Origin of the sequence: Phenylobacterium sp. (assembly GCF_004799515.1) — a bacterium.
Lineage (GTDB): Bacteria > Pseudomonadota > Alphaproteobacteria > Caulobacterales > Caulobacteraceae > Phenylobacterium.
Genome location: NZ_SSMX01000003.1, coordinates 129,184 through 147,698, shown reverse-complemented (window position 1 = coordinate 147,698; position 18,515 = coordinate 129,184). Strand labels below are relative to the sequence as shown.

The following is an 18,515-nucleotide window of genomic DNA, read 5'->3' as shown; positions in this document are numbered from 1 at the left end:
CTAGCATTGACCTAAAGTATTGAAAAAAAAGATATAGGGAGACATCCGATGGCCGATTTCGGCGGCTCCGAACTGGACACCTTCCGGGCCGAGGCGCGCGCCTGGCTCGAAGAGAACTTCCCCAAGTCGCTGGCTTTCCAGCCGGTCGCCATGATCCCCGGCGCCGAGGGCCTGACGGCGGACGGCAAGGCCTGGAAGCAGCGCATGGCCGACAAGGGCTGGGGCGCGCCCACCTGGTCCACCGAATACGGCGGCGGCGGCCTCTCCGGCGCCGAGGCCCGCGTGCTGCAGCAGGAGATGGCCCGCGTGGGCGCGGAGAACCCGGTGGCCGGCATGGGCACCTCGATGTTCGGCCCGACCCTCCTGGAATACGGCACCGAGGCGCAGAAGCGCCGCCACATCCCGCCCATCGTCCGCGGCGAGCTGCGCTGGTGCCAGGGCTATTCCGAGCCCGGCGCGGGCTCCGACCTCGCCAGTCTTCAGACGAAGTGCGAAGACGCCGGCGACCACTGGAAGATCAACGGCCAGAAGATCTGGACCAGCGGCGCGCAATACGCCGACTGGTGCTTCTGCCTCGTCAGGACGGACAACACAAAGAAGCACGAGGGCATCAGCTTCGTCCTGATCAATATGCGCCAACCCGGCGTGGAGACCCGGCCGATCAAGCTGATCGCCGGCACCTCGCCGTTCTGCGAGACCTTCTTCACCGACGCCCGCGCCGAGAAGGACGACATGGTGGGGCCGCTGAACGGCGGCTGGACCATCGGCAAGCGCCTCCTGCAGCACGAGCGCTCCGGGCAGGGCGGCGGGCGGATGATGGCCGGCGCCAACGTCGTGGATCTCGCGAAGAAGTACGTGGGGCTGGATGACCGGGGCCGCATCGCCGACCCCGACCTGCGCACCCGCATCGCCAAGCACATGATGGACGCCCGCGCCCACGGCCTGACGCTGAACCGCGCCGCCGCCGAGGCGAAGGGCAACGTCAACCCCAGCGCCACCACCTCGGTGATGAAGAACTCCGGCACCTGGATCGGCCAGGAGAAGGCCGAGCTCACCGTCGAGATCATGGGCCACCAGGGCCTGGGCTGGGAGGGCGATCAGTTCTCGAAGGAAGAGCGCGAGGCGGCCCGCACCTGGCTCTCCGGCAAGGCCACGACCATCTTCGGCGGCAGCCAGGAGATCCAGTCCAACATCGTCTCCAAGCGCATCCTGGGCTTGCCGGACACGACGCAGAACACATAGGCGAACCCCATCATGGGGTGTCATCCCGGAAAGCCGCGCAGGCGGCTTGTCCGGGACCCATAGACGCCAGGCTCTCCGGCCCATCCCGAACCGCCGACGCTTATGGGTCCCGGTCTTTCGCCAAGGCGAAAACCGGGATGAAACCCTGGATGAGACCTAGAGGGAGAAAACCGATGCCCGATTTCGGCGGTTCTGACCTCGACGCCTTCCGGACGAAGGCGCGGGCTTGGCTCGAAGAGAACTTCCCCGCCTCGCTGCGGCGCGACCCGAGCGCGGTCACCGAGACCGAGGCCTCGGCGGCCAAGCCCACCGGCGACGTGGCGCTATGGAAAGAGCGCATGGGCGCCAAGGGCTGGGGCGTCCCCACCTGGCCCACCCAGTACGGCGGCGGCGGGCTCAGCCGGGCCGAGGCCCGGGTGCTGGCCGAGGAGATGGCGGCGATCGGCGCGCCCAACCCCATCGGCGGCATGGGCGTGATCATGTTCGGCCCGACGCTGCTGGAATACGGCGACGAGGAGCAGAAGCAGCGGCACATCCCGCCCATCGTCAAAGGCGAGCTGCGCTGGTGCCAGGGCTTCTCCGAACCCGGCGCCGGATCGGACCTGGCCTCGCTGCAGACCAAGGCCACGGACGTCGGCGACCATTGGCTGGTCTCGGGCTCGAAAATCTGGACTTCGGGCGCGCACCTGGCCGACTGGTGCTTCTGCCTGGTGCGGACGGACCCCGCGAAGAAGCACGAGGGGATCAGCTTCCTCCTCATCGACATGAGGAGCCCGGGGGTGGAGACGCGGCCGATCCGGCTGATCAATGACTCGACGCCCTTCTGCGAGACCTTCTTCACCGACGTGATGGTCCCCAAGGCGAACCTGGTCGGGCCGCTGAACGGCGGCTGGACCCTCGCCAAGCGCCTGCTGCAGCACGAGCGCCAGGGCATCTCCGGCGCCAACGCCCAGCCGGGCGCGGCGGGGCCGGGCCAGGTCCCGGGGCCGCCGCTGGACGTCCTGGCGCGCGACTATGGGGGCGTGGACGAGGACGGCCGCCTGGCCGATCCGGACCTGCGCACGCGGCTGACGCGGCGCATGATGGAGGAGCGCGCCTTCCAGCTCACCGGCCGGCGCGCGGCGGTGGAGAGCCGGTCCAACTCGGGCCCCAGCGCCGTATCCTCCGTGCTGAAGAATGTCGGCTCCTGGGTGCGCCAGGAGCGGGCGGAGCTGGCGGTGGAGATCCTGGGCGCGCAAGGGCTCGGCTGGTCGGGCGGCGCCTACAGCGACGACGAGCTCGCCACGATCAAGGCCATGCTGCGCAGCAAGAGCGGCACCATCGCCGGCGGCAGCCAGGAGGTGCAGAACAACATCATCTCCAAGCGCATCCTGGGTTTGCCGGAGGCGACACAGGGAAGGTAGAGTATCGGCGATAACCAATGCCGCTTTCCCGGCGAAGGCCGGGAACCAAGCGGACTTTCATCCAGGTTGCTGCGCCGGGAATTTCGCCCGGCCTCAGCTTGGGTTCCGGCTTTCGCCGGGATGATCGGATAGGAACGGAGCGGATTTGAATGGCTGATTTCGGCGGCACGGACCTCGAGGCTTTCCGCGCGGAGGCGCGGGCCTGGATCGAGGCCAATTTCCCCGCCTCGCTGAAGGGCAAGCCCAACCCGATGATGCGGGAAGAGCGGGCCAATCCCTCGGCGGACCAGGAAGCCTGGCGCAAGGCCATGGGCGACAAGGGCTGGGGCGTTCCCACCTGGCCCGCGGCCTATGGCGGCGGCGGGTTGTCTCCGGCGGAAGGCCGGATCATCCAGCAGGAGCTGGGCCGCGCGGGCGCCTACAACCCGATCGGCGGCATGGGCGTGATGATGTTCGGCCCGACGCTCCTGGAATACGGCACCGAGGATCAGAAGCGCGAGCATATCCCGCCGATCGTCAAGGGCGACCTGCAATGGTGCCAGGGCTACTCCGAGCCCGGCGCCGGCTCCGACCTCGCCAGCCTGCAGACCCGCGCCGAGGACAAGGGCGACCACTTCCTGATCAACGGCCAGAAGATCTGGACCTCGGGCGCGCAGTTCGCCCAATGGTGCTTCTGCCTAGTCCGCACGGACACCTCGAAGAAGCATGAGGGCATCTCCTTCGTGCTGATCGACATGGACCAGCCGGGCGTCGAGGTCCGGCCGATCCAACTGATCAACGGCACCTCGCCCTTCTGCGAGACCTTCTTCACCGACGCCCGCGCGGAGAAGAAGAACCTGGTCGGCCCGCTGAACGGCGGCTGGACCATCGGCAAGCGCCTGCTGCAGCACGAACGCTCGGGCCTGTCGGGCGGCGGCGGCATGTTCGGCATGGGCAAGTCGCTGGAGCAGCTGGCCAAGGAATACATCGGCGTGGACGAGCAGGGCCGCGTGGCCGACGCCGACCTGCGCGCCCGGGTCATCCAGAACGACATGGACTGGCGCGCTTTCCAGCAGACCGCCATGCGGGCGATGGCCGAATCCAAGGGCAATTCCGGCCCCTCGGCCGCCACCTCAATTATGAAGAACGCCGCCACCTCGACCCTGCAGACCCGCGCCGAGCTGACCATCGAGATCATGGGCCACCAGGGCCTCGGCTGGTCGGGCGACGAGTTCAACAAGGAGGAAAAGGAGGCGGTGCGCAGCTGGCTGGGCGGCAAGGCCACCACGATCTACGGCGGCAGCCAGGAGATCCAGTCCAACATCATCTCCAAGCGCATCCTGGGCCTGCCGGACCTGACCCAGAGCCACTGATCCATTGCAAGAACACGGAATTTGAGAGGAACCACATCATGGCCGTCCTGAGCGAAGAACAATCCATGCTGCGCGACGCAGCCAAGAGCTGGGTGCAGGAGAAGTCCCCGGTCACCGCCTTCCGCAAGATGCGCGATTCAGGCGCCGAGCTGGGCTACGACGCCGCCGCCTGGAACGAGATGGCCGAGATGGGCTGGGCCGGGGTGATCATCCCGGAGGAGTACGGCGGCTCGAACTTCGGCTACCTCTCCATGGGCCTGATCCTGGAGGAGCTCGGCCGCACGCTGACCGCCTCGCCGCTGCTGGCCTCGGCGCTGGCCGCGGCCTCGGCCCTGGTCCTGGGCGGCACGGACGCGCAGAAGTCGGAATGGCTGCCGAAGATCGCCGAGGGGACCGCCGTGGGCGCGCTCGCCGTCGACGAAGGCGCCCACCACGCGCCGGACAGGGTCGCGGCTGAGGTGAAGGGCGGCAAGCTCAGCGGCAAGAAGACCTTCGTGCTCGAGGGCATGGCCGCCAACGTCTTCGTGGTCTCCGCCAAGGGCGACGACGGCGCGCTCGGCCTCTATCTGGTGCGCGGCGACGACGCCGGCGTCACCCGCACCCGCCTGCACCTGGCCGACAGCCGCGGCGCCGCCAACGTCGAGTTCAAGGACGCCGCGGCCGAGCCCCTGACCGGCGGCAAGGACCTGCTGGAGAAGGTCCTCGACCGCGCCCGCGCCGGCCTCGCCGCCGAGATGCTGGGCTCGGCCATCCAGGCCTTCGAGACCACGCTGGACTACCTGAAGGTCCGCGTGCAGTTCGGCCAGGTGATCGGCTCCTTCCAGGCCCTGCAGCACCGCGCGGCCAAGATGTTCACCGACCTGGAGCTGGCCCGCTCCACCGTCGAGGCGGCCCTCGCCGCCATCGACGCCGACAGCCCGGACACGCCGGAGCTGGTCAGCCTCGCCAAGGCCAAGATGGGCGACACCTTCCACCTGGTCTCCAACGAGATGGTCCAGATGCACGGCGGCATCGGCATGACCGACGCCCATGACGCCGGCTTCTACCTCAAGCGCGCCCGCGCCGCCGAGGCGGCGTTTGGCAACCAGGCGTTCCACCGCGACCGCTACGCGCGGATCCAGGGGTACTAGGGTTTAGGCCTCGTCTGAGGTGACTTTAAGCCCCGCTGGCGGTGACGTCGGCGGGGTTTTTTGCTGGGAAGGCGGCGGCCATCTGCCTGCAACACCTCGGTTGCAACCTGGAGGCGAAGGACAAATCCGGCGCGGGACACGCCGCCAGGCTGGATCGAACAGGAGGCCGCCGATGAGGACACCCATCACGATACCCGCAGTTGCGGCGGCGGCCGTCCTCTGCGGCCCACCGAGACTTCATGCGGCGGACGTCCCGCCCGCGTTCCGGCAGTATGTGGCTCGACCTGAACACGTCGCCGCCGTGGGGGAGCATGCCAGGGCGTTCATCGCCAAGGATCCGAGTTGCAAACTTGAGACCGCGCGAACGGTCGGCGCATCGCTACTCACGCCGGTGATCTTCGGACCCGACGGGACGCCAAAGTCCGGGACGTGGAAGGAGATCATCCATGTCGAGGGATGCTCCAGGTCAGGGGTCTACAATGTCGCAACGGCTGTCGACGCCAGCGGCGGCATCCATGTCTTCGGGCTCCTTCCAGGGACGTCGATAGCTGACCCCCAACTTGAGCGAGATGCCGTGACCCAGGCGCTCATGGCGGCAAGCCGGAAGGTGTCGCCGAATTGCACGGAAACCCATGTCGTCGACACGGCCTTCGAGAGCTACGCCGACACCTCAAACCCCGGCATAGAGCCTGGCCGGGAAGCGCGGTCTTGGCATGAGAGGTGGACTGTCCAAAGCTGCGCGGCGACAATTCCCGTCGAAATGACGTTCACGCCGCATCCGGGAGGCACCGGGATCGTGGCTACCCTGTAGGGGGTTGGTTTCCAAGAGCACGCCGCTGTTCGAGGCCGTGCTGGACGCTGTGCGCCAAACCGCGCCCGGCACGCCCATCGCTTTCAACACCTACCCGGAAGACACCGCCGACGCCGCGGCGCGCTGGGTCTGAGGACGGCGTAGGCCCTGAGCCGGTCGAAAGCCAAGCTGGCGCGTTCATGGGGAATGACCAGCTTCAGCCCTGCGCCTGACGACCAGCCGGACCTGATCCTGCCGGCCCATATCGACCAGACGCTGCAGGCGATCGCGCGGCTGCACCTGGAGCATCACCAGGGGGCGACGCCGTGGCAGCGGACGGTGGACCGGCTGACGCGGTTCTTCGGCCGGCCGCGGTTCGCCCTGATGCTGGCTGTGTTCATCGCAGGCTGGTTGAGCCTGAACCTTGTGCTGCTGGCGGCGCGGGGGCGGACGTTCGATCCGCCGCCGTTCGACGGGCTGCAGGGACTGGGGACGATGGTGGCCCTGTTCGTCACCGTCTTCATCCTGATCACCCAGCGGCGCAACGACCAGCTGAGCGAGCTGCGCGAGCAGCTGACGCTGGAGCTGGCCATGCTGTCCGAGCAGAAGGCCGCCAAGCTGATCGAGCTGCTGGAAGAGCTGCGCCGCGACCTGCCCAACGTCGCCAACCGGGTGGACGGCGAAGCCGAGGCCCTGGCGCGGCCAGCCGATCCGGAGGCGGTGCTGGAGGCGCTGAAGGAGAACCAGCTCGATCCGGCGGATGTCGAGCCGACGGCGGCGGCGGCGGTCCTCGATGCGGAAGCCGGCTAGGGCCGGTCCTGCTCGGTCGGCTGGCGACGCGTTCAGCGGGCGGACGCCGCGAAAGCGCCCGCCCGGCTGGCCGTGGTTACTTCTTGGCGGGCGTCGCCGCCTTGGCGTCGGCGGGCGCGGCTGCGGCGTCAGCCGCCGGCTTGGCCTTGGCCTTCTTCTTGTGGACGGTCTTGGCCTTTTCGGGCGGGTTCGGGATGGGCTGCATGGTGCCCGCCTGGGCGAGCGCCTGGCCCGCCATAAAGGCCGTGGCGACGAGCGCCAGGCCGAGCGTCTTCAACTTCATGTCTTAGCCTCCCTCTGTGCGTGGCTCTGGGAGGGCCGCCTGGCCCTGAGTCACGACCACGGACGGTAATCCAGCCGAGGGCGGCTGTGGAGATAGGGAAAAGCCCGGCTATAGTCGCCCCCATGACCGGACCCGTCGCGCTCGCCGCCCTGACGCTGTTGGCCGCCGCCGCGGCCGCCCTCCCCGCCTCAGCGATGGCCGTCCCGGGCGAAGCGGCGGGCGACCAGTCCGGCGTGACCGTTTCGCTGCCCGGCCTGCGCTACCAGGTGCTGGCCTCGGGCCCGGCCACCGGGGAACATCCCAAGCGGGGCGACAGCGTGCAGATGCGCTACGTCGGACGCTTGGAAGGCGGCGAGGTGTTCTCGACCTCGCCCGACGACGGCAAAGGCGTCTCGACCTTCGGGGTGAACCAGGTGATCCCGGGCATGAGCGCGGCCTTGCAGCTGATGCGGGTCGGCGACCACTGGCGGATCACCATGCCGCCCTACCTGGCCTATGGCCCCGGGCGGCCGTTCAACACGCCCGCGCCGGCCGGCGCGGCGGGTCAGGCGATCCAGAAGCGCGGCATCCCGCCCGACGCCACCTTGATCTTCGATGTCGACTTGGTTGCGATCGTCCCGCCAAAGGCTCCCTGACGGACGGCCGGTCAGGTTTTGGTTGCTGGCGGAGCGTCACCGTGACGCTTGCGCAACGGCCCGCAACGTGGCCCCTTAAGTTGAACCGCCGACCTCGCGCCCCGAGTCCCTACGGACCTTGGGCCCGGAAGCAGTCCAGAGCGGGATGGGGACGCGTGGACGGGGCATTGATGGAACCACCACCTGGCGAGAGCAGTCCGCGCCCTCCGGCGAAGCGGTCGAGCCGCATTGTCGGCCTGGCGGCGGCGGTCGGGTTCTCCATCGCCATGTGGGCCTTCATCGCCATGGCGGTGCTGGGCCTGATCCTGAAGGTGGTCGGCGCGCACCACCACGACTGACGGCGGCAAGCCCCGCGGCGGGACGTCCCGCCGTCCGGCACGGCTTTTGAAGCCATGGCCCCGGTTGAGCCGTAACAGAACAGTCGGCTCACCATGGACTGACCAGAAACGCCGGAGAACCTCGATGGCTTTCGCTGCAGTTGTTGCGCGCACCAGCGCGCAGGGCATGGAGTACCTCGTCCGCGACACCGGACGCGCCGAGTGGGCCGTCAGCGCCCAGGCGGCCGCCCGCTATCAGACGTTGCGCGACGCCACCCGCGCCGCGCTTCGCCTGCCGTCGGCGCTTCGGGCTTTCGCGCTTCCCGCCGAGAATTGAAGACGGGCTGACGCGGCCGTATCCGCCGGTCTAGGGTCACCGCCCTAGCCTTGCGGAGACGATCATGGCCGAAGCGATCCTGGACCCCGATCTGCCGATCGTGGATCCGCACCATCACCTGTGGGACCGGCGCTACGCCCCGCCGCCGCCCAGCGAGGTGGCCGACCATCCCTTCATCACAGCCATCGCCGACGCGCGGCGCTATCTGCTGGACGAACTGCTCGCCGACACCGGCAGCGGCCACAAGGTGACGGCCACGGTCTTCGTGGAGTGCGGCGCCTTCTACAAGGCCGACGGCCCGGTCGAGCTGCGCGGCGTCGGCGAGACCGAATTCGTCAACGGCGTCGCGGCGATGAGCGCCAGCGGCGTGTATGGCGAGACCCGCGCCTGCGCCGGCATCGTGAGCCGCGCGGACCTCCTGCTGGGCGACGCCGTCGTCCCGGTGCTCGAGGCACACATCCGCGCCGGCGGCGGGCGCTTCCGCGGCATCCGCAACTCCGCCTCCTTCGAGGCGGACAAGGCGGTGCTGGGGCCGCTCAATCGGGTCGAGGCCGGGCTCTATCTGTCGGACGCATTCCGGGCGGGGTTCAGGCATCTGGCGCCGCTGGGCTTGAGCTTCGACGCCTGGCTCCTGGAGCCGCAACTGCCGGACGTGATCGACCTGGCGCGCGCCTTCCCCGACCAGACGATCATCCTCGACCACGTGGGCACGCCACTGGGCCGCGGCCGCTATGAGGGCCGCCTGCCCGAGCGGTTCGGCGTCTGGCGCGACAACATCCGCGAGCTGGCGAAATCGCCCAAGGTGGCGGTGAAGCTGGGCGGCCTGGCCATGGCCTTCTGCAATTTCCCCTCGTTCCTGGCCGAGCCGCGCGCGCCTTCGGAGCAGCTGGCCGCCGAGTGGGGCCCCTACATCGAGACCTGCATCGAGGCCTTCGGGCCCGAGCGCTGCATGTTCGAAAGCAACTTTCCGGTCGATATGGGGGCCTGCAGCTACGCGACCCTGTGGAACGCCTTCAAACGGATCGCGGCGGGGGCCAGCGCGGAGGAGAAGGCGGCGCTGTTCTCCGCCACGGCGACCAAGGTCTACCGCCTGGACGCCTGAGGCGCGCGAAGACGCCGCCGGCCGTCTTCGGAGCCGGCGGCGCCCGCAGCGCCGGGGTTTCGGGGATCGGGGGCTGTGGCGGCCGCCCGCCTCCGGCGTAGCGCCGATTCCTAGGCCGGCCGAGCGGGGCTGGATATTGCCTATATAGGCGGACGCAGGCTTAAATTCAGCTGATTTTACTCGGGAAATTCGCCCACCAGGCGAAAGGCGCCTATTTAGGCTATTGCCTATTTAGGCGCGGCGCGGCCTCCTTCGCAGATCAAGGTTCGGCGACGGGGGTTGCCCAATGGTGACGGCGTTGCTGGTCGACGACCATCCCCTGTTCCGGGACGGTTTCGGGGCCATGGTCAGGCATCACCGCCCCGACTGGACCCTGCGCAACGCCTGTTCGGCGGCCGAGGCGCTGAGCGTGCTGGGCCAGGGGCCGGCGCCGGACCTGGCGATCATCGACATCCTGCTGCCCGACACCGACGGCTTCGACGCCGCCCGCGCCATCGCCGCCCGCGCGCCCCTGGTCAGCCGCGTGATGATCTCCGGCCGCGAGGACGGCGGAGCCCGCCTGCGCAGCCGCGACTGCGGTGCGTCGGGCTTCATCTCCAAGTCCTGGCCGGCGGAGCGGATCATCGAGATGCTGGAGACGGTGCTGGGCGGCGGCGTGGCCTTCGAGGCGCCCGACTGCGGCGCCGCGGCCGAGACCATCACCGCCCGCCAATTGGAGGTGCTGAGCCTGCTGGCCGACGGCCACTCCAACAAGGCCATCGAGCGGCGGATGAACATCGCGCCGCGCACGGTGCGCGCGCATCTGACCGAGATCTTCCACCTGCTGGAGGCGGACGGCCGGGTGCAGGCGATCCTCAAGGCGCGCCAGCTGGGCCTGATCGGGTGAGCGCGGCGGACCTCGGCGAGGCCCCGCCGGCCGGGGCCCTACGCATCGACCCGGTGCGCGCCGAGTGCATCCGCACCCTCTTCCAGCAGATCCGCAACAGCTTCGCCGCCGCCGGCGTGGTGACGGTCTACATGTGCGCCACCCAGGCGCCGTTCCATCCCTGGACGGAGATCGCGGCCTGGCTCGCGGTGCAGCTCTCGACCCAGGCGTTCCGCGTCTGGCTGGTGGCGCGCTACCGTCGGATCCCGGCCGACGACGACGGGACGCGGCTGGAGCGGGCGGCGCGGCTCAACACCCTCTACATGCTGATCGCCGGCTGCGTCTGGGGCTCGACGGCCTTCCTGTTCATGGACACCGCCCAGCCGATCACCGTGGCGCTGACGCTGTGCGGCCTCTACGGCATCTCCGGCGGCAGCGTGCCGGGCAACGCCTATAATCCCTCAGGCCTCTACGCGTTTGTCGGCGCGATCTTCGGCCTGGTCATGCTGCGGTTCCTGCTGATCGGCCAGTACGTCTACGACGTCCTGGGCCTGGCCTCGGTGGGCTATTCGGCGATCCTGTTCGGGTTTTGCAGAGTACAGAACCGTGAATTGCGCGAGGGCTTCGCCATCCGCTTCGAGAACCGCCGCCTCCTGGCCGCGCTGGAGGTGGAGAAGGCCGAGGCGGAAGCGGCGCGCGGCCGGGCGGAGAAGGCCAACCTCGCCAAGTCGCAGTTGCTGGCCGCCGCCAGCCACGACCTGCGCCAGCCGTTGCATGCGCTCAGCCTGTTCTCCGGCTCGCTGCAGTCGCTGGCCCTGGACGACGAGGCCAAGGACGTGGCCGCCCGCATCCAGGCGAACGTGGCCGCCATGGAGAAGCTATTCAACGGCCTCCTGGACATCTCGCGCCTGGAGGCCGGCGTGGTGCAGTCCAGCCGCGAGCCCGTGGCCTGCCAGGACCTGTTCGACCGGCTGGCCGGCTATTTCGACCCGGTGGCCGAGCAGCAGGGCCTGGACCTGCGCTTCCGCGAGACCGACCTGTGGGTCGACGCCGACCCTGCCCTCACCGAGCAGATCTGCGTCAACCTGGTGACCAACGCCCTGCGCTACACGCGGACCGGCGGCATCCTGGTGGCGGCCCGGCGGCGGCGGTCGAGCGTCTCCATCGAGGTCGCCGACACCGGCATCGGCATCGGCATCGCCCGCGCCGACCAGGGCCGCATCTTCGACGAGTTCGTCCAACTGGGGAATCCGGAGCGCGACCGCGGCAAAGGGCTGGGCCTGGGCCTGGCCATCGCGCAACGGCTGGCGGCGATCATGGGCAGCCGCATCGAGATCAGCTCACAGCCAGGCAAGGGCTCGCGCTTCGCCTTCGCCCTGCCCCGCGCCCAGCCCGCCGCCCTGGCCAGGGCCGCGCCGGCGCCGGACCTGATGCTGGGCATGCGCCTGCTGCTCATCGACGACGACGCCATGGTGCGTGAGGGTGCGGGCCTTCTGCTCGGCCAATGGGGCGTGAAGGCGGCCCTGGCGGCGGACCTGGCGGCGGCCGAGGCGCTGATCGCGGAGAACCCGCGCTTCGACATCTGCCTGGCCGACTACCGCCTGCCGGGGGACATCGACGGCCTGCAGGTGATCGCCCGGCTGCAGGCCTCACCCAAGGCTCCGGGCGCCTTCTGCCTGGTCACAGGAGACATGGGCGCCGAGGTGCTGGCCGCCGCCGATGCGGCGCGCACGCCGATCATCCATAAGCCCCTGCACCCGGCGCGCCTGCGGGCCTTGCTCAATCACCTGGCGGCGGGGCGGGCGGCGGCCTCCGCTACACGACCTTTTGTGGAAGCCCATTCTTCGCACGTCAACGACGGCCCTACGGTGGAAAAAAGGCGAGGGCCTGCCCATGCAGCCGGGGCAATCGCACGATGGCGCCGAGACAGCGACCACACGTGAAGTCGAACGCGGCAACCTCGTCCCGGGCGGCGCGGTAGAGATGGCAGTCAGCGCCAAAACGCAGCCCACACGGCCTTCGAAACTCCGCAAGGCCGGAGGCCGAGAAAACGCGCGCAAGCCGCGCGCTCTCAGGCTCGTATTAGGCCGACGTAGCACCGGCCGTCCGGACCAAAGGCGCCGCCGCCCGGGTCCAATCCAGCGGTCACCCCGGTGTCGCGCACCACCTTGCCGACCGAGTTGAGCGCAGCACGCGCTCGGCGCTGTTGAGGAAGAGCAGGCCTCGCTCCGGTCCAGGCGCCAAGCCGCGCGGATCGACAATCCGGTCGTCATCGCTGAAAGCGCCGAGCGGCTCGCCGTCGTGGTCGAATGCGAGCAGCGCGCCGTACCCATACCCGTTCCCGCCCGACGCGCTCGTGACAAGCAGTGGCATGGACAAATCGAGCCAGCGGCCAGTTGGGCTCGCATCCGCCTAGCCTCTGCGACGCTCTAGCATGCCAAGGCCGTGGTGTCGTTCCGGACCGGATCGGGCGCAGCCGCCTTCAAAAATCTGCAGCTTCACAGCGGTGGGGGACGCGCTAGGAATGCCAACGGAGGGCTTTCCCATGCGCATGATCCTGGCCGGACTGGCCGCGAGTTTCATCCTGGCCGGGGCCGCGGCGGCCCAACCGGCGAGCCTTCCCGCGGCGATCTTCACCGACCCGCCGACCGACACCGCCCATCCGCCGCGCATGGAGGTGCTGCACATCCCGAGCGGCGGTGTGGAGATCAACGGCGTGGCCTACCTGGCCGGCGGCGCGGGCGCGCATCCGACGGTGGTCCTGCTGCACGGCCTGCCCGGCAATGAGAAGAACCTCGACCTGGCCCAGGCGATCCGCCGGGCGGGGTGGAACTGCATCACCTTCAACTACCGCGGCTCATGGGGCAGCCCAGGCAAGTTCAGCTTCGCGGGCAACCTGGACGACGCCAAGGCGGTGCTGGCCTATGTCCGCGCCCCGGGGCACGCCGCCTTCCTGGGCGTCGACACCCGCAAGCTGGTGATGGCCGGCCACTCGATGGGCGGCTGGGTGACCTCGCTGACCGCCGCGCAGGACGACGGATTGGCGGGCGCGATCCTGATCAGCGCCGCCGACATGGGCTCCCTGGGCATGGCGCCCAGGCCAGTGATCGTGAAGGAGATGGCCGACGACATGGAGAGCCTCGCCGGCGTCACGGCGCAGTCCATGGCCGACGAGGTGCAGGCCATCGGTCCCAGAACCGCCTGGACGCCCGCCGTCGCCAAGGGGCTTTCGGCCAAGCCGGTGCTTATCCTCACCTCAGACGACGGCCTGGCTCCCAACGCCGAGAAGCTGGCGGCGGCGATCCGGACGGACGGCGGCAAGGTCGCCCTGCATCACGAGGCGACCGACCACAGCTGGAGCGGCAAACGGATCGCCCTGGAAGCCCAGGTGATCGCCTGGCTGCAGGCGCTGAAGTAGGGGTCTGGCTAAACCCGGCCCTTGATGGCGGGCAGGATCGGCAGGACGTCGCTGAGCTCGATCTCGCGGCGGCGGCGGGCGCGCACGTCGCCCTGGGCGACCTGGCGGAAGCGGGCGATGTAGACGGGGCCGGCCGCCATCAGCACGCCGGCCATATCGGCGAACATGTGCGAGGCGGAGATTTCCTGGCCGGAGAAGCAGGGGGCTACGCCGACGCCCAGCACGATCCACATGGCGACGATGGCCACGTCGCCGCGGCGCACGAAGGGCAGCAGGACGTAGGCCGCCGCCGTCACCCCGTAGAAGCTGAGGGCGTCGACCAGCACGGTGTCCGGCAGGACCGTGTTGCGCAGCGACAGGGGCGCGAGCGCCACCACGGCGCAGACCAGCACCACAAGCGCTGAGGCCCAGCGCATCATCCGGAAGGAAACGGTCGGAACCAACAGGGTTTTCCCGTGATCGATAACAACGTTTCCCTATCCGCTGGCCGTCAATTCACGATGAAATTTCGTGGTTAGCGCAAACTGAACCGAAGCCCGTCGACCGCACCCTGGGGCAAGGCTCGGGTTCCCCAACCGCACGGGGATCGATAAAAGGCGCCCCCATGGCCGAGGTTTCCGACATCGCCGTCTACCAGAAGCTCATCGAGATCGCCGACGACCTTGACGACATGGCCGTCAAGGGGGCGACGCTGGTCGGCAACGCGGCCCTGACCACCGCCGCGCGCACGGTGCGCGGCATGGCCGGCGCGGTCTATCAGCACATCATGTCCGACCACGACCAGCCGATGGACAGCTGAGGACCAGGCGCGCGCCATGACCCATTGGAGCGCGGACAAAGCCGTTCCCGTCGCCCTCATCGGCCTCCTGATGCTGCTCGAGGCCTATGCCAACCGCCAGCGCCGCGCCGGCGTGGCCTCGCGCGACCGGGGCAGCCTGCTGGCCGTCGTGCTGTTGGTGGGCGGTGGCTACTGGGCCGCTTTCGCCTTCTGGTACGGCGCGCCGCCGCCGCCCAGGCTAGGCGTCTCGGCGCTGTGGGCCGGCGCGGCGGTGGCGCTCAGCGGCATGGCGCTGCGCCTTTGGGCGGTGGCGACCCTCGGCCGCTACTTCACCTACACGGTCAAGGTGAGCCCGGATCAGAAGGTGGTGGACAACGGGCCCTATCACCTGCTGCGCCACCCGTCCTACACCGGGGCGCTGCTGATGGCCTTGGGCATCGGACTCTCGCTCCGCTACGCCTGGGCGCCGCTGCTGATCGCCGGGCCGAGCCTGGTCGGCTACCTGATCCGCATCCGCGTCGAGGAACGGGCGCTGGCCGAGGGGATCGGCGCGCACTATCGCTACTACATGGAACGCACCAAGCGGCTGATCCCTTTTGTATGGTGACGGGCGTCCGGTGAGCGGCCGATGACCCCCTTCTTCAACGATCCGACCAATCCGTTCCTGCGGCCCAGCCTCTGGCCGGGCCTGCCGCACACGCCGTTGGCGCTGGGCATTTTCCCACCGGACGTCCGGCGGAAGATGGCGCAGGCCTGGCGGCGCGAGCAGGCGGCCATGGCGGCGCCGGAGCCCACGCCCACGCCCATGCCCATGCCTATCTCTGCGCCGACCGCGCGGGAGCCGACGCCGAGTCCGGCCTCCCGCCCGAAACGGATGCGGCGGCTGGCGCCCTTGATCGCCGCGGCCCTGGTGGGGGCCAGCGGCCTCCTGACGCTGTTCTGGCTGATCGGGCGGCACGCCTCTCGCTGAGGCGACGGCCTGCAACAAACCTGACGCGAAGCTGAACGGCAGGTTCCGGTTTGGGTCAGCGCGGCCCTGACAGATTGCCGCGGTCGATACGACGTCGACCGCAAGGAGAGATAGCCATGAAACACCTGCTCTACGCCGCCGTGGCCCTGGTCGCCGTCGCGGCGCCCATCGCCGCCTCGGCCCAGCCGCAAGACGACCGCCGGGACTATCACGACGACCGCCGCGACCTGCGCCACGACCAGCGCGTGATCGCCCGCGACCAGGCGGTGATCCACTATGACCGCGCCCGCGCCGAGAGCTGGCACGACCGGGCCGAGTGGCGCGATTTCCGCGGTCCCCGTCCCGGCTACTGGTACGCGCCCGGCTGGGGCTATCGCCCGATCAGCCACTTCGGCTGGCGGCGCGGCGCCTTCGTGCCGGCGGCTTACCGCGGCTTCTATGTGCAGGACTGGGGCTACTACGGCCTGCGTCCGCCGCCCCCCGGCTACCGCTGGATCTATGCCGACGGCAACTTCGTGCTGATGGCGCTGGGCACCGGCCTGATCGCCGACCTGGTGATGAACGGCTACTAGCCGCCGCGCCGACAAGCATCCGTCGAGAAGGCCTCCCCTCCGCGAGGGGAGGCCTTTCCTATGTCCGCCGGGCCGCTAAGGTGGCGAAAAGCTCGGAGGGGACGAGATGCGCCGGACATCGTTGCTGCTGACAAGATTGGTCCCACTCTTGCTGATAGGGGGGGCCTGCGCCCTGCCCGCGCTGGCCCAGACGTCGGCCAAGCCCGCGACCGCCGCGCCTTCGGCAGCGAAGCCCGCTACGCCGCCGGCCGGAGCGCAGAAGGGCGTGATGCTGTCGGTGAAGGACGTCATGCGCCACATCGTCAACCCGGCGGCCGAGACCTACTGGGCGCACTCCGGCGAGGTGGACGACGCGAAGGGCGCCAACGACCGCATCCCGACCAAGGACTCCGACTGGGCCGTCAACATCGACACCGCCGCCCAGATCGCCGAGGCCGGCAACCTCCTGATGATGGACGGCCGCGCGCGCGACCCGAACGGGCCCTGGATGAAGTACGCCATGGCGCTGAACGCCGCGGGCGTCGCCGGCATGGCGGCGGCCAGCGCCCACGACCACGACAAGACCAACGACGCCGGCAGCGCTATGTACGACGCCTGCTTCCAATGCCACGGCAAGTACATCCAGCGGCCGAAGGACAGCCTCTACAAGCACGACATCGACAAGGACCTGAGGGACGCCGGCAAGGCCGCGCCGCCGAAGTAGGCCTGCTCCCCCGCCCTTATTTCCCCCAGGTGGCGAAGAGGCCCACGGCGGCGGCGGCCATGGCGGCCGTGGCCAGCCAGCCCACCACCTTCAGGCCGGTGTGCAGCTTGAACTCGCCCATCACCTTGGGGTTGGACGACAGGTGCATCATCAGCGCCATGACCGGCACGGCCACCACGCCGTTGATCACAGCGCTCCAGAACAGCGCCTTGATCGGATCGATGGGGCTGTAGTTGAGCAGCACGCCCAGCACCGTGGCGATGGCGATGGCCCAGTAGAAGGCCTTGGCACGGTAGGGCTTGCGGGCGAGGCCCACATGCCAGCCGAAGGTCTCGCCCATCGCATAGGCCGATGACCCCGCCAGCACCGGCAGGGCCAGGAGACCGGTGCCGATGATGCCGATGGCGAAGACCGTGAAGGCGAAGGGCCCGGCGATGGGGCGCAGGGCCTCGGCCGCCTGCGACGAGGTCTGGATATCGGTGACCCCGTGGGCGTGCAGGGTGGCCGCCGTGGTCAGGATAATGAACAGGGCGACCGCGTTGGAAAGACCCATGCCGATCATGGTGTCGACCCGGATGCGGGAGAACTCGGCCACGGCCTGTTCCGGCGCGCGCTCCAGGGGCTTGGCGCCATCGCGCTCCTTGACCTCCTCGACCTCCTCCTCCGCCTGCCAGAAGAACAGGTAGGGGCTGATGGTGGTGCCCAGGATGGCGACCACCACGGTCATGTAGGCCGGGGTGAAGCTGATCTGCGGGACCACCAGGCTCTTGGCCACCGCCAGCCAGGGCATGTGGACGATGAAGGCCACGCCCACATAGGCGAACAGCGACAGCGTCAGCCACTTCAGGATCGAGACGTAGCGAGAGTAGCGGGAGAAGACCTCCAGCAGGACGGTGACGAGGCCGAAGCCGGCCACATAGACGAGCTGCGGGCCGCCGATCAGCAGCTTCAGCCCCGCGCCCATGGCGCCCAGGTCCGCGCCCAGGTTGATGACGTTGGCCACCACCAGCAACAGCACGATCGAATAGACCACGGGGTTCGGGTAGTGTTTCTTCAGATTTCCGGCGATGCCGCGGCCGGTGACGCGGCCGATGCGGGCGCTGATCTCCTGGATGGCGCACATCAAGGGCCATGAGAACAGCATGACCCAGCTGAGGCCCAGGCCGAACTGGGCGCCGGCCTGGGAATAGGTGGCGATGCCGCTGGGATCGTCGTCCGAGGCGCCGGTGATCAGGCCAGGGCCCAGGACGCTCAGCAGTTTCGGCCGTTCGGGCTGTTTCACATCGTCATGCGGATTGGGAACGCTGGCCGGATTCGGGGCGGCGCTATCGATAGGGTCACCCATGGGAGTCCGATCCGTTACCTAGCCAACGGCAACGCCCGACCAAGGCGAAAGGCTCCGTTTGGTCTACTTCACCGTGAAGCCGAAGTCGCCGTCCGTCTCGTGGCCGTCCTCGGTCTTCATGTGCCAATTGACCTTGTAGGCCCCGTGCGCCGGCGGGGCCGTGAACGGAACGTGGACCAGGCGCTTGTCCTTGGCGTCGAGGCTCAAGGGGCCGGTGGCCACCGCCGCGCCGCTCGGGCCCGTCACCGTCACGTGGGATGCGCCCGGTTCGATGCTCTCGCTGTAGTGCAAGGCGAGCTCCCTGGGCGCGGCGACGGTCGCGCCGGCCTTGGGCGAGCCGGTGATCAGCCGGGCGTGGGCGGCGGCCTGGCCGGCCAGGGCCAGGGCGGCCGCGGCGGCGGTCAGGACGAGGAGGGTCTTGCGCATGGAGGACTCCGTAGACTTGAGGCGTGACTTGTCAGGG

Annotated in this window: 23 protein-coding genes; 19 read left to right on the top strand and 4 right to left on the bottom strand. The window is 69.2% G+C overall.

From position 1 onward, the window contains the following. Nucleotides 1-48: 48 nt before the first annotated feature. The 7 genes from E8A49_RS01495 (at nt 49) to E8A49_RS01465 (ending at nt 6,727) form a co-directional block, all read left to right on the top strand. A complete protein-coding gene (locus E8A49_RS01495) occupies nt 49-1,242 on the top strand; it encodes an acyl-CoA dehydrogenase family protein (protein ID WP_293375607.1) in 1,194 nt (397 codons plus the stop codon). 173 nt (nt 1,243-1,415) lie between these two features. Further along, nucleotides 1,416-2,645 carry an acyl-CoA dehydrogenase family protein gene (locus E8A49_RS01490; RefSeq protein ID WP_293375605.1) on the top strand — a complete coding sequence of 410 codons (1,230 nt, stop codon included), beginning with the start codon at nt 1,416-1,418 and terminating at the stop codon, nt 2,643-2,645. A 149-nt stretch (nt 2,646-2,794) separates the two neighbouring features. Continuing rightward, nucleotides 2,795-3,997 (top strand): acyl-CoA dehydrogenase family protein, encoded by a 1,203-nt coding sequence (locus tag E8A49_RS01485; RefSeq protein WP_293375603.1) that lies wholly within the window; start codon nt 2,795-2,797, stop codon nt 3,995-3,997. Between the two features lie 38 nt (nt 3,998-4,035). Continuing rightward, nucleotides 4,036-5,127: an acyl-CoA dehydrogenase family protein gene (locus E8A49_RS01480; RefSeq protein WP_293375601.1), complete on the top strand. Its 1,092-nt coding sequence runs from the start codon at nt 4,036-4,038 to the stop codon at nt 5,125-5,127. A 172-nt stretch (nt 5,128-5,299) separates the two neighbouring features. After that, the gene (locus tag E8A49_RS01475; RefSeq protein WP_293375599.1) at nt 5,300-5,938 is read left to right on the top strand and encodes a hypothetical protein; all 639 of its coding nucleotides are present in this window, start codon (nt 5,300-5,302) and stop codon (nt 5,936-5,938) included. A 4-nt stretch (nt 5,939-5,942) separates the two neighbouring features. After that, complete coding sequence (locus tag E8A49_RS01470; RefSeq protein WP_293375597.1) at nt 5,943-6,071, top strand: hypothetical protein; 129 nt, start codon at nt 5,943-5,945, stop codon at nt 6,069-6,071. A 53-nt stretch (nt 6,072-6,124) separates the two neighbouring features. Further along, the gene (locus E8A49_RS01465) at nt 6,125-6,727 is read left to right on the top strand and encodes a DUF1003 domain-containing protein (protein WP_293375595.1); all 603 of its coding nucleotides are present in this window, start codon (nt 6,125-6,127) and stop codon (nt 6,725-6,727) included. Nucleotides 6,728-6,803: 76 nt separating this feature from the next. Here the strand turns inward: E8A49_RS01465 and E8A49_RS01460 are convergent, their stop codons facing one another. Beyond that, the gene (locus E8A49_RS01460) at nt 6,804-7,010 is read right to left on the bottom strand and encodes a hypothetical protein (protein WP_293375593.1); all 207 of its coding nucleotides are present in this window, start codon (nt 7,008-7,010) and stop codon (nt 6,804-6,806) included. A gap of 122 nt (nt 7,011-7,132) precedes the next feature. On the opposite strand from E8A49_RS01460, the gene E8A49_RS01455 reads away from it, so the two are divergent. From E8A49_RS01455 to E8A49_RS01425, 7 genes are all read left to right on the top strand, one after another. Next, entirely contained in the window at nt 7,133-7,645 is a 513-nt protein-coding gene (locus tag E8A49_RS01455; RefSeq protein WP_293375591.1) for an FKBP-type peptidyl-prolyl cis-trans isomerase, read from the top strand. A gap of 170 nt (nt 7,646-7,815) precedes the next feature. Beyond that, nucleotides 7,816-7,983: a hypothetical protein gene (locus E8A49_RS01450; RefSeq protein ID WP_293375589.1), complete on the top strand. Its 168-nt coding sequence runs from the start codon at nt 7,816-7,818 to the stop codon at nt 7,981-7,983. A 124-nt stretch (nt 7,984-8,107) separates the two neighbouring features. Then, nucleotides 8,108-8,299, top strand: a complete 192-nt coding sequence (locus E8A49_RS01445) for a hypothetical protein (RefSeq protein ID WP_293375587.1) — start codon at nt 8,108-8,110, stop codon at nt 8,297-8,299. Between the two features lie 64 nt (nt 8,300-8,363). After that, nucleotides 8,364-9,401, top strand: a complete 1,038-nt coding sequence (locus tag E8A49_RS01440; RefSeq protein WP_293375585.1) for an amidohydrolase family protein — start codon at nt 8,364-8,366, stop codon at nt 9,399-9,401. A gap of 286 nt (nt 9,402-9,687) precedes the next feature. Then, complete coding sequence (locus E8A49_RS01435) at nt 9,688-10,287, top strand: response regulator transcription factor (protein WP_293375583.1); 600 nt, start codon at nt 9,688-9,690, stop codon at nt 10,285-10,287. Next, nucleotides 10,284-12,209: an ATP-binding protein gene (locus E8A49_RS01430; RefSeq protein WP_293375581.1), complete on the top strand. Its 1,926-nt coding sequence runs from the start codon at nt 10,284-10,286 to the stop codon at nt 12,207-12,209. Before E8A49_RS01435 ends, E8A49_RS01430 begins: the two co-directional genes overlap by 4 nt. 602 nt (nt 12,210-12,811) lie before the next feature. Beyond that, the gene (locus tag E8A49_RS01425; protein ID WP_293375579.1) at nt 12,812-13,684 is read left to right on the top strand and encodes an alpha/beta hydrolase; all 873 of its coding nucleotides are present in this window, start codon (nt 12,812-12,814) and stop codon (nt 13,682-13,684) included. A gap of 8 nt (nt 13,685-13,692) precedes the next feature. Here E8A49_RS01425 and E8A49_RS01420 read toward each other — a convergent pair whose 3' ends face one another. After that, nucleotides 13,693-14,127 carry a hypothetical protein gene (locus E8A49_RS01420; protein ID WP_293375577.1) on the bottom strand — a complete coding sequence of 145 codons (435 nt, stop codon included), beginning with the start codon at nt 14,125-14,127 and terminating at the stop codon, nt 13,693-13,695. 161 nt (nt 14,128-14,288) lie between these two features. Between E8A49_RS01420 and E8A49_RS01415 the strand changes: the two genes are divergently transcribed. The 5 genes from E8A49_RS01415 to E8A49_RS01395 all read left to right on the top strand — a co-directional run bounded on the left by E8A49_RS01415 (nt 14,289) and on the right by E8A49_RS01395 (nt 16,707). Beyond that, a complete protein-coding gene (locus tag E8A49_RS01415) occupies nt 14,289-14,483 on the top strand; it encodes a hypothetical protein (protein WP_293375575.1) in 195 nt (64 codons plus the stop codon). A 16-nt stretch (nt 14,484-14,499) separates the two neighbouring features. Further along, nucleotides 14,500-15,069: an isoprenylcysteine carboxylmethyltransferase family protein gene (locus E8A49_RS01410; protein WP_293375573.1), complete on the top strand. Its 570-nt coding sequence runs from the start codon at nt 14,500-14,502 to the stop codon at nt 15,067-15,069. Between the two features lie 21 nt (nt 15,070-15,090). Then, nucleotides 15,091-15,432, top strand: a complete 342-nt coding sequence (locus E8A49_RS01405) for a hypothetical protein (RefSeq protein WP_293375571.1) — start codon at nt 15,091-15,093, stop codon at nt 15,430-15,432. 116 nt (nt 15,433-15,548) lie between these two features. Continuing rightward, nucleotides 15,549-16,004 carry an RcnB family protein gene (locus tag E8A49_RS01400; protein WP_293375569.1) on the top strand — a complete coding sequence of 152 codons (456 nt, stop codon included), beginning with the start codon at nt 15,549-15,551 and terminating at the stop codon, nt 16,002-16,004. 148 nt (nt 16,005-16,152) lie between these two features. Further along, nucleotides 16,153-16,707, top strand: a complete 555-nt coding sequence (locus tag E8A49_RS01395; RefSeq protein WP_293375567.1) for a hypothetical protein — start codon at nt 16,153-16,155, stop codon at nt 16,705-16,707. A 16-nt stretch (nt 16,708-16,723) separates the two neighbouring features. Here E8A49_RS01395 and E8A49_RS01390 read toward each other — a convergent pair whose 3' ends face one another. After that, entirely contained in the window at nt 16,724-18,052 is a 1,329-nt protein-coding gene (locus E8A49_RS01390; protein WP_293375565.1) for an NRAMP family divalent metal transporter, read from the bottom strand. Nucleotides 18,053-18,115: 63 nt separating this feature from the next. Next, a complete protein-coding gene (copC, locus tag E8A49_RS01385) occupies nt 18,116-18,478 on the bottom strand; it encodes a copper homeostasis periplasmic binding protein CopC (RefSeq protein ID WP_293375563.1) in 363 nt (120 codons plus the stop codon). Between the last annotated feature and the right edge of the window lie 37 nt (nt 18,479-18,515).

Coding starts and splice junctions, on each gene's coding strand:
- E8A49_RS01495 (WP_293375607.1), top strand. CDS start 49: ATGGCCGATTTCGGCGGCTCCGAACTGGACACCTTCCGGGCCGAGGCG.
- E8A49_RS01485 (WP_293375603.1), top strand. CDS start 2,795: ATGGCTGATTTCGGCGGCACGGACCTCGAGGCTTTCCGCGCGGAGGCG.
- E8A49_RS01455 (WP_293375591.1), top strand. CDS start 7,133: ATGACCGGACCCGTCGCGCTCGCCGCCCTGACGCTGTTGGCCGCCGCC.
- E8A49_RS01410 (WP_293375573.1), top strand. CDS start 14,500: ATGACCCATTGGAGCGCGGACAAAGCCGTTCCCGTCGCCCTCATCGGC.
- E8A49_RS01440 (WP_293375585.1), top strand. CDS start 8,364: ATGGCCGAAGCGATCCTGGACCCCGATCTGCCGATCGTGGATCCGCAC.
- E8A49_RS01405 (WP_293375571.1), top strand. CDS start 15,091: ATGACCCCCTTCTTCAACGATCCGACCAATCCGTTCCTGCGGCCCAGC.
- E8A49_RS01490 (WP_293375605.1), top strand. CDS start 1,416: ATGCCCGATTTCGGCGGTTCTGACCTCGACGCCTTCCGGACGAAGGCG.
- E8A49_RS01465 (WP_293375595.1), top strand. CDS start 6,125: ATGACCAGCTTCAGCCCTGCGCCTGACGACCAGCCGGACCTGATCCTG.
- E8A49_RS01450 (WP_293375589.1), top strand. CDS start 7,816: ATGGAACCACCACCTGGCGAGAGCAGTCCGCGCCCTCCGGCGAAGCGG.
- copC (WP_293375563.1), bottom strand. CDS start 18,478: ATGCGCAAGACCCTCCTCGTCCTGACCGCCGCCGCGGCCGCCCTGGCC.
- E8A49_RS01460 (WP_293375593.1), bottom strand. CDS start 7,010: ATGAAGTTGAAGACGCTCGGCCTGGCGCTCGTCGCCACGGCCTTTATG.
- E8A49_RS01445 (WP_293375587.1), top strand. CDS start 8,108: ATGGCTTTCGCTGCAGTTGTTGCGCGCACCAGCGCGCAGGGCATGGAG.
- E8A49_RS01425 (WP_293375579.1), top strand. CDS start 12,812: ATGCGCATGATCCTGGCCGGACTGGCCGCGAGTTTCATCCTGGCCGGG.
- E8A49_RS01480 (WP_293375601.1), top strand. CDS start 4,036: ATGGCCGTCCTGAGCGAAGAACAATCCATGCTGCGCGACGCAGCCAAG.
- E8A49_RS01415 (WP_293375575.1), top strand. CDS start 14,289: ATGGCCGAGGTTTCCGACATCGCCGTCTACCAGAAGCTCATCGAGATC.
- E8A49_RS01390 (WP_293375565.1), bottom strand. CDS start 18,052: ATGGGTGACCCTATCGATAGCGCCGCCCCGAATCCGGCCAGCGTTCCC.
- E8A49_RS01400 (WP_293375569.1), top strand. CDS start 15,549: ATGAAACACCTGCTCTACGCCGCCGTGGCCCTGGTCGCCGTCGCGGCG.
- E8A49_RS01475 (WP_293375599.1), top strand. CDS start 5,300: ATGAGGACACCCATCACGATACCCGCAGTTGCGGCGGCGGCCGTCCTC.
- E8A49_RS01435 (WP_293375583.1), top strand. CDS start 9,688: ATGGTGACGGCGTTGCTGGTCGACGACCATCCCCTGTTCCGGGACGGT.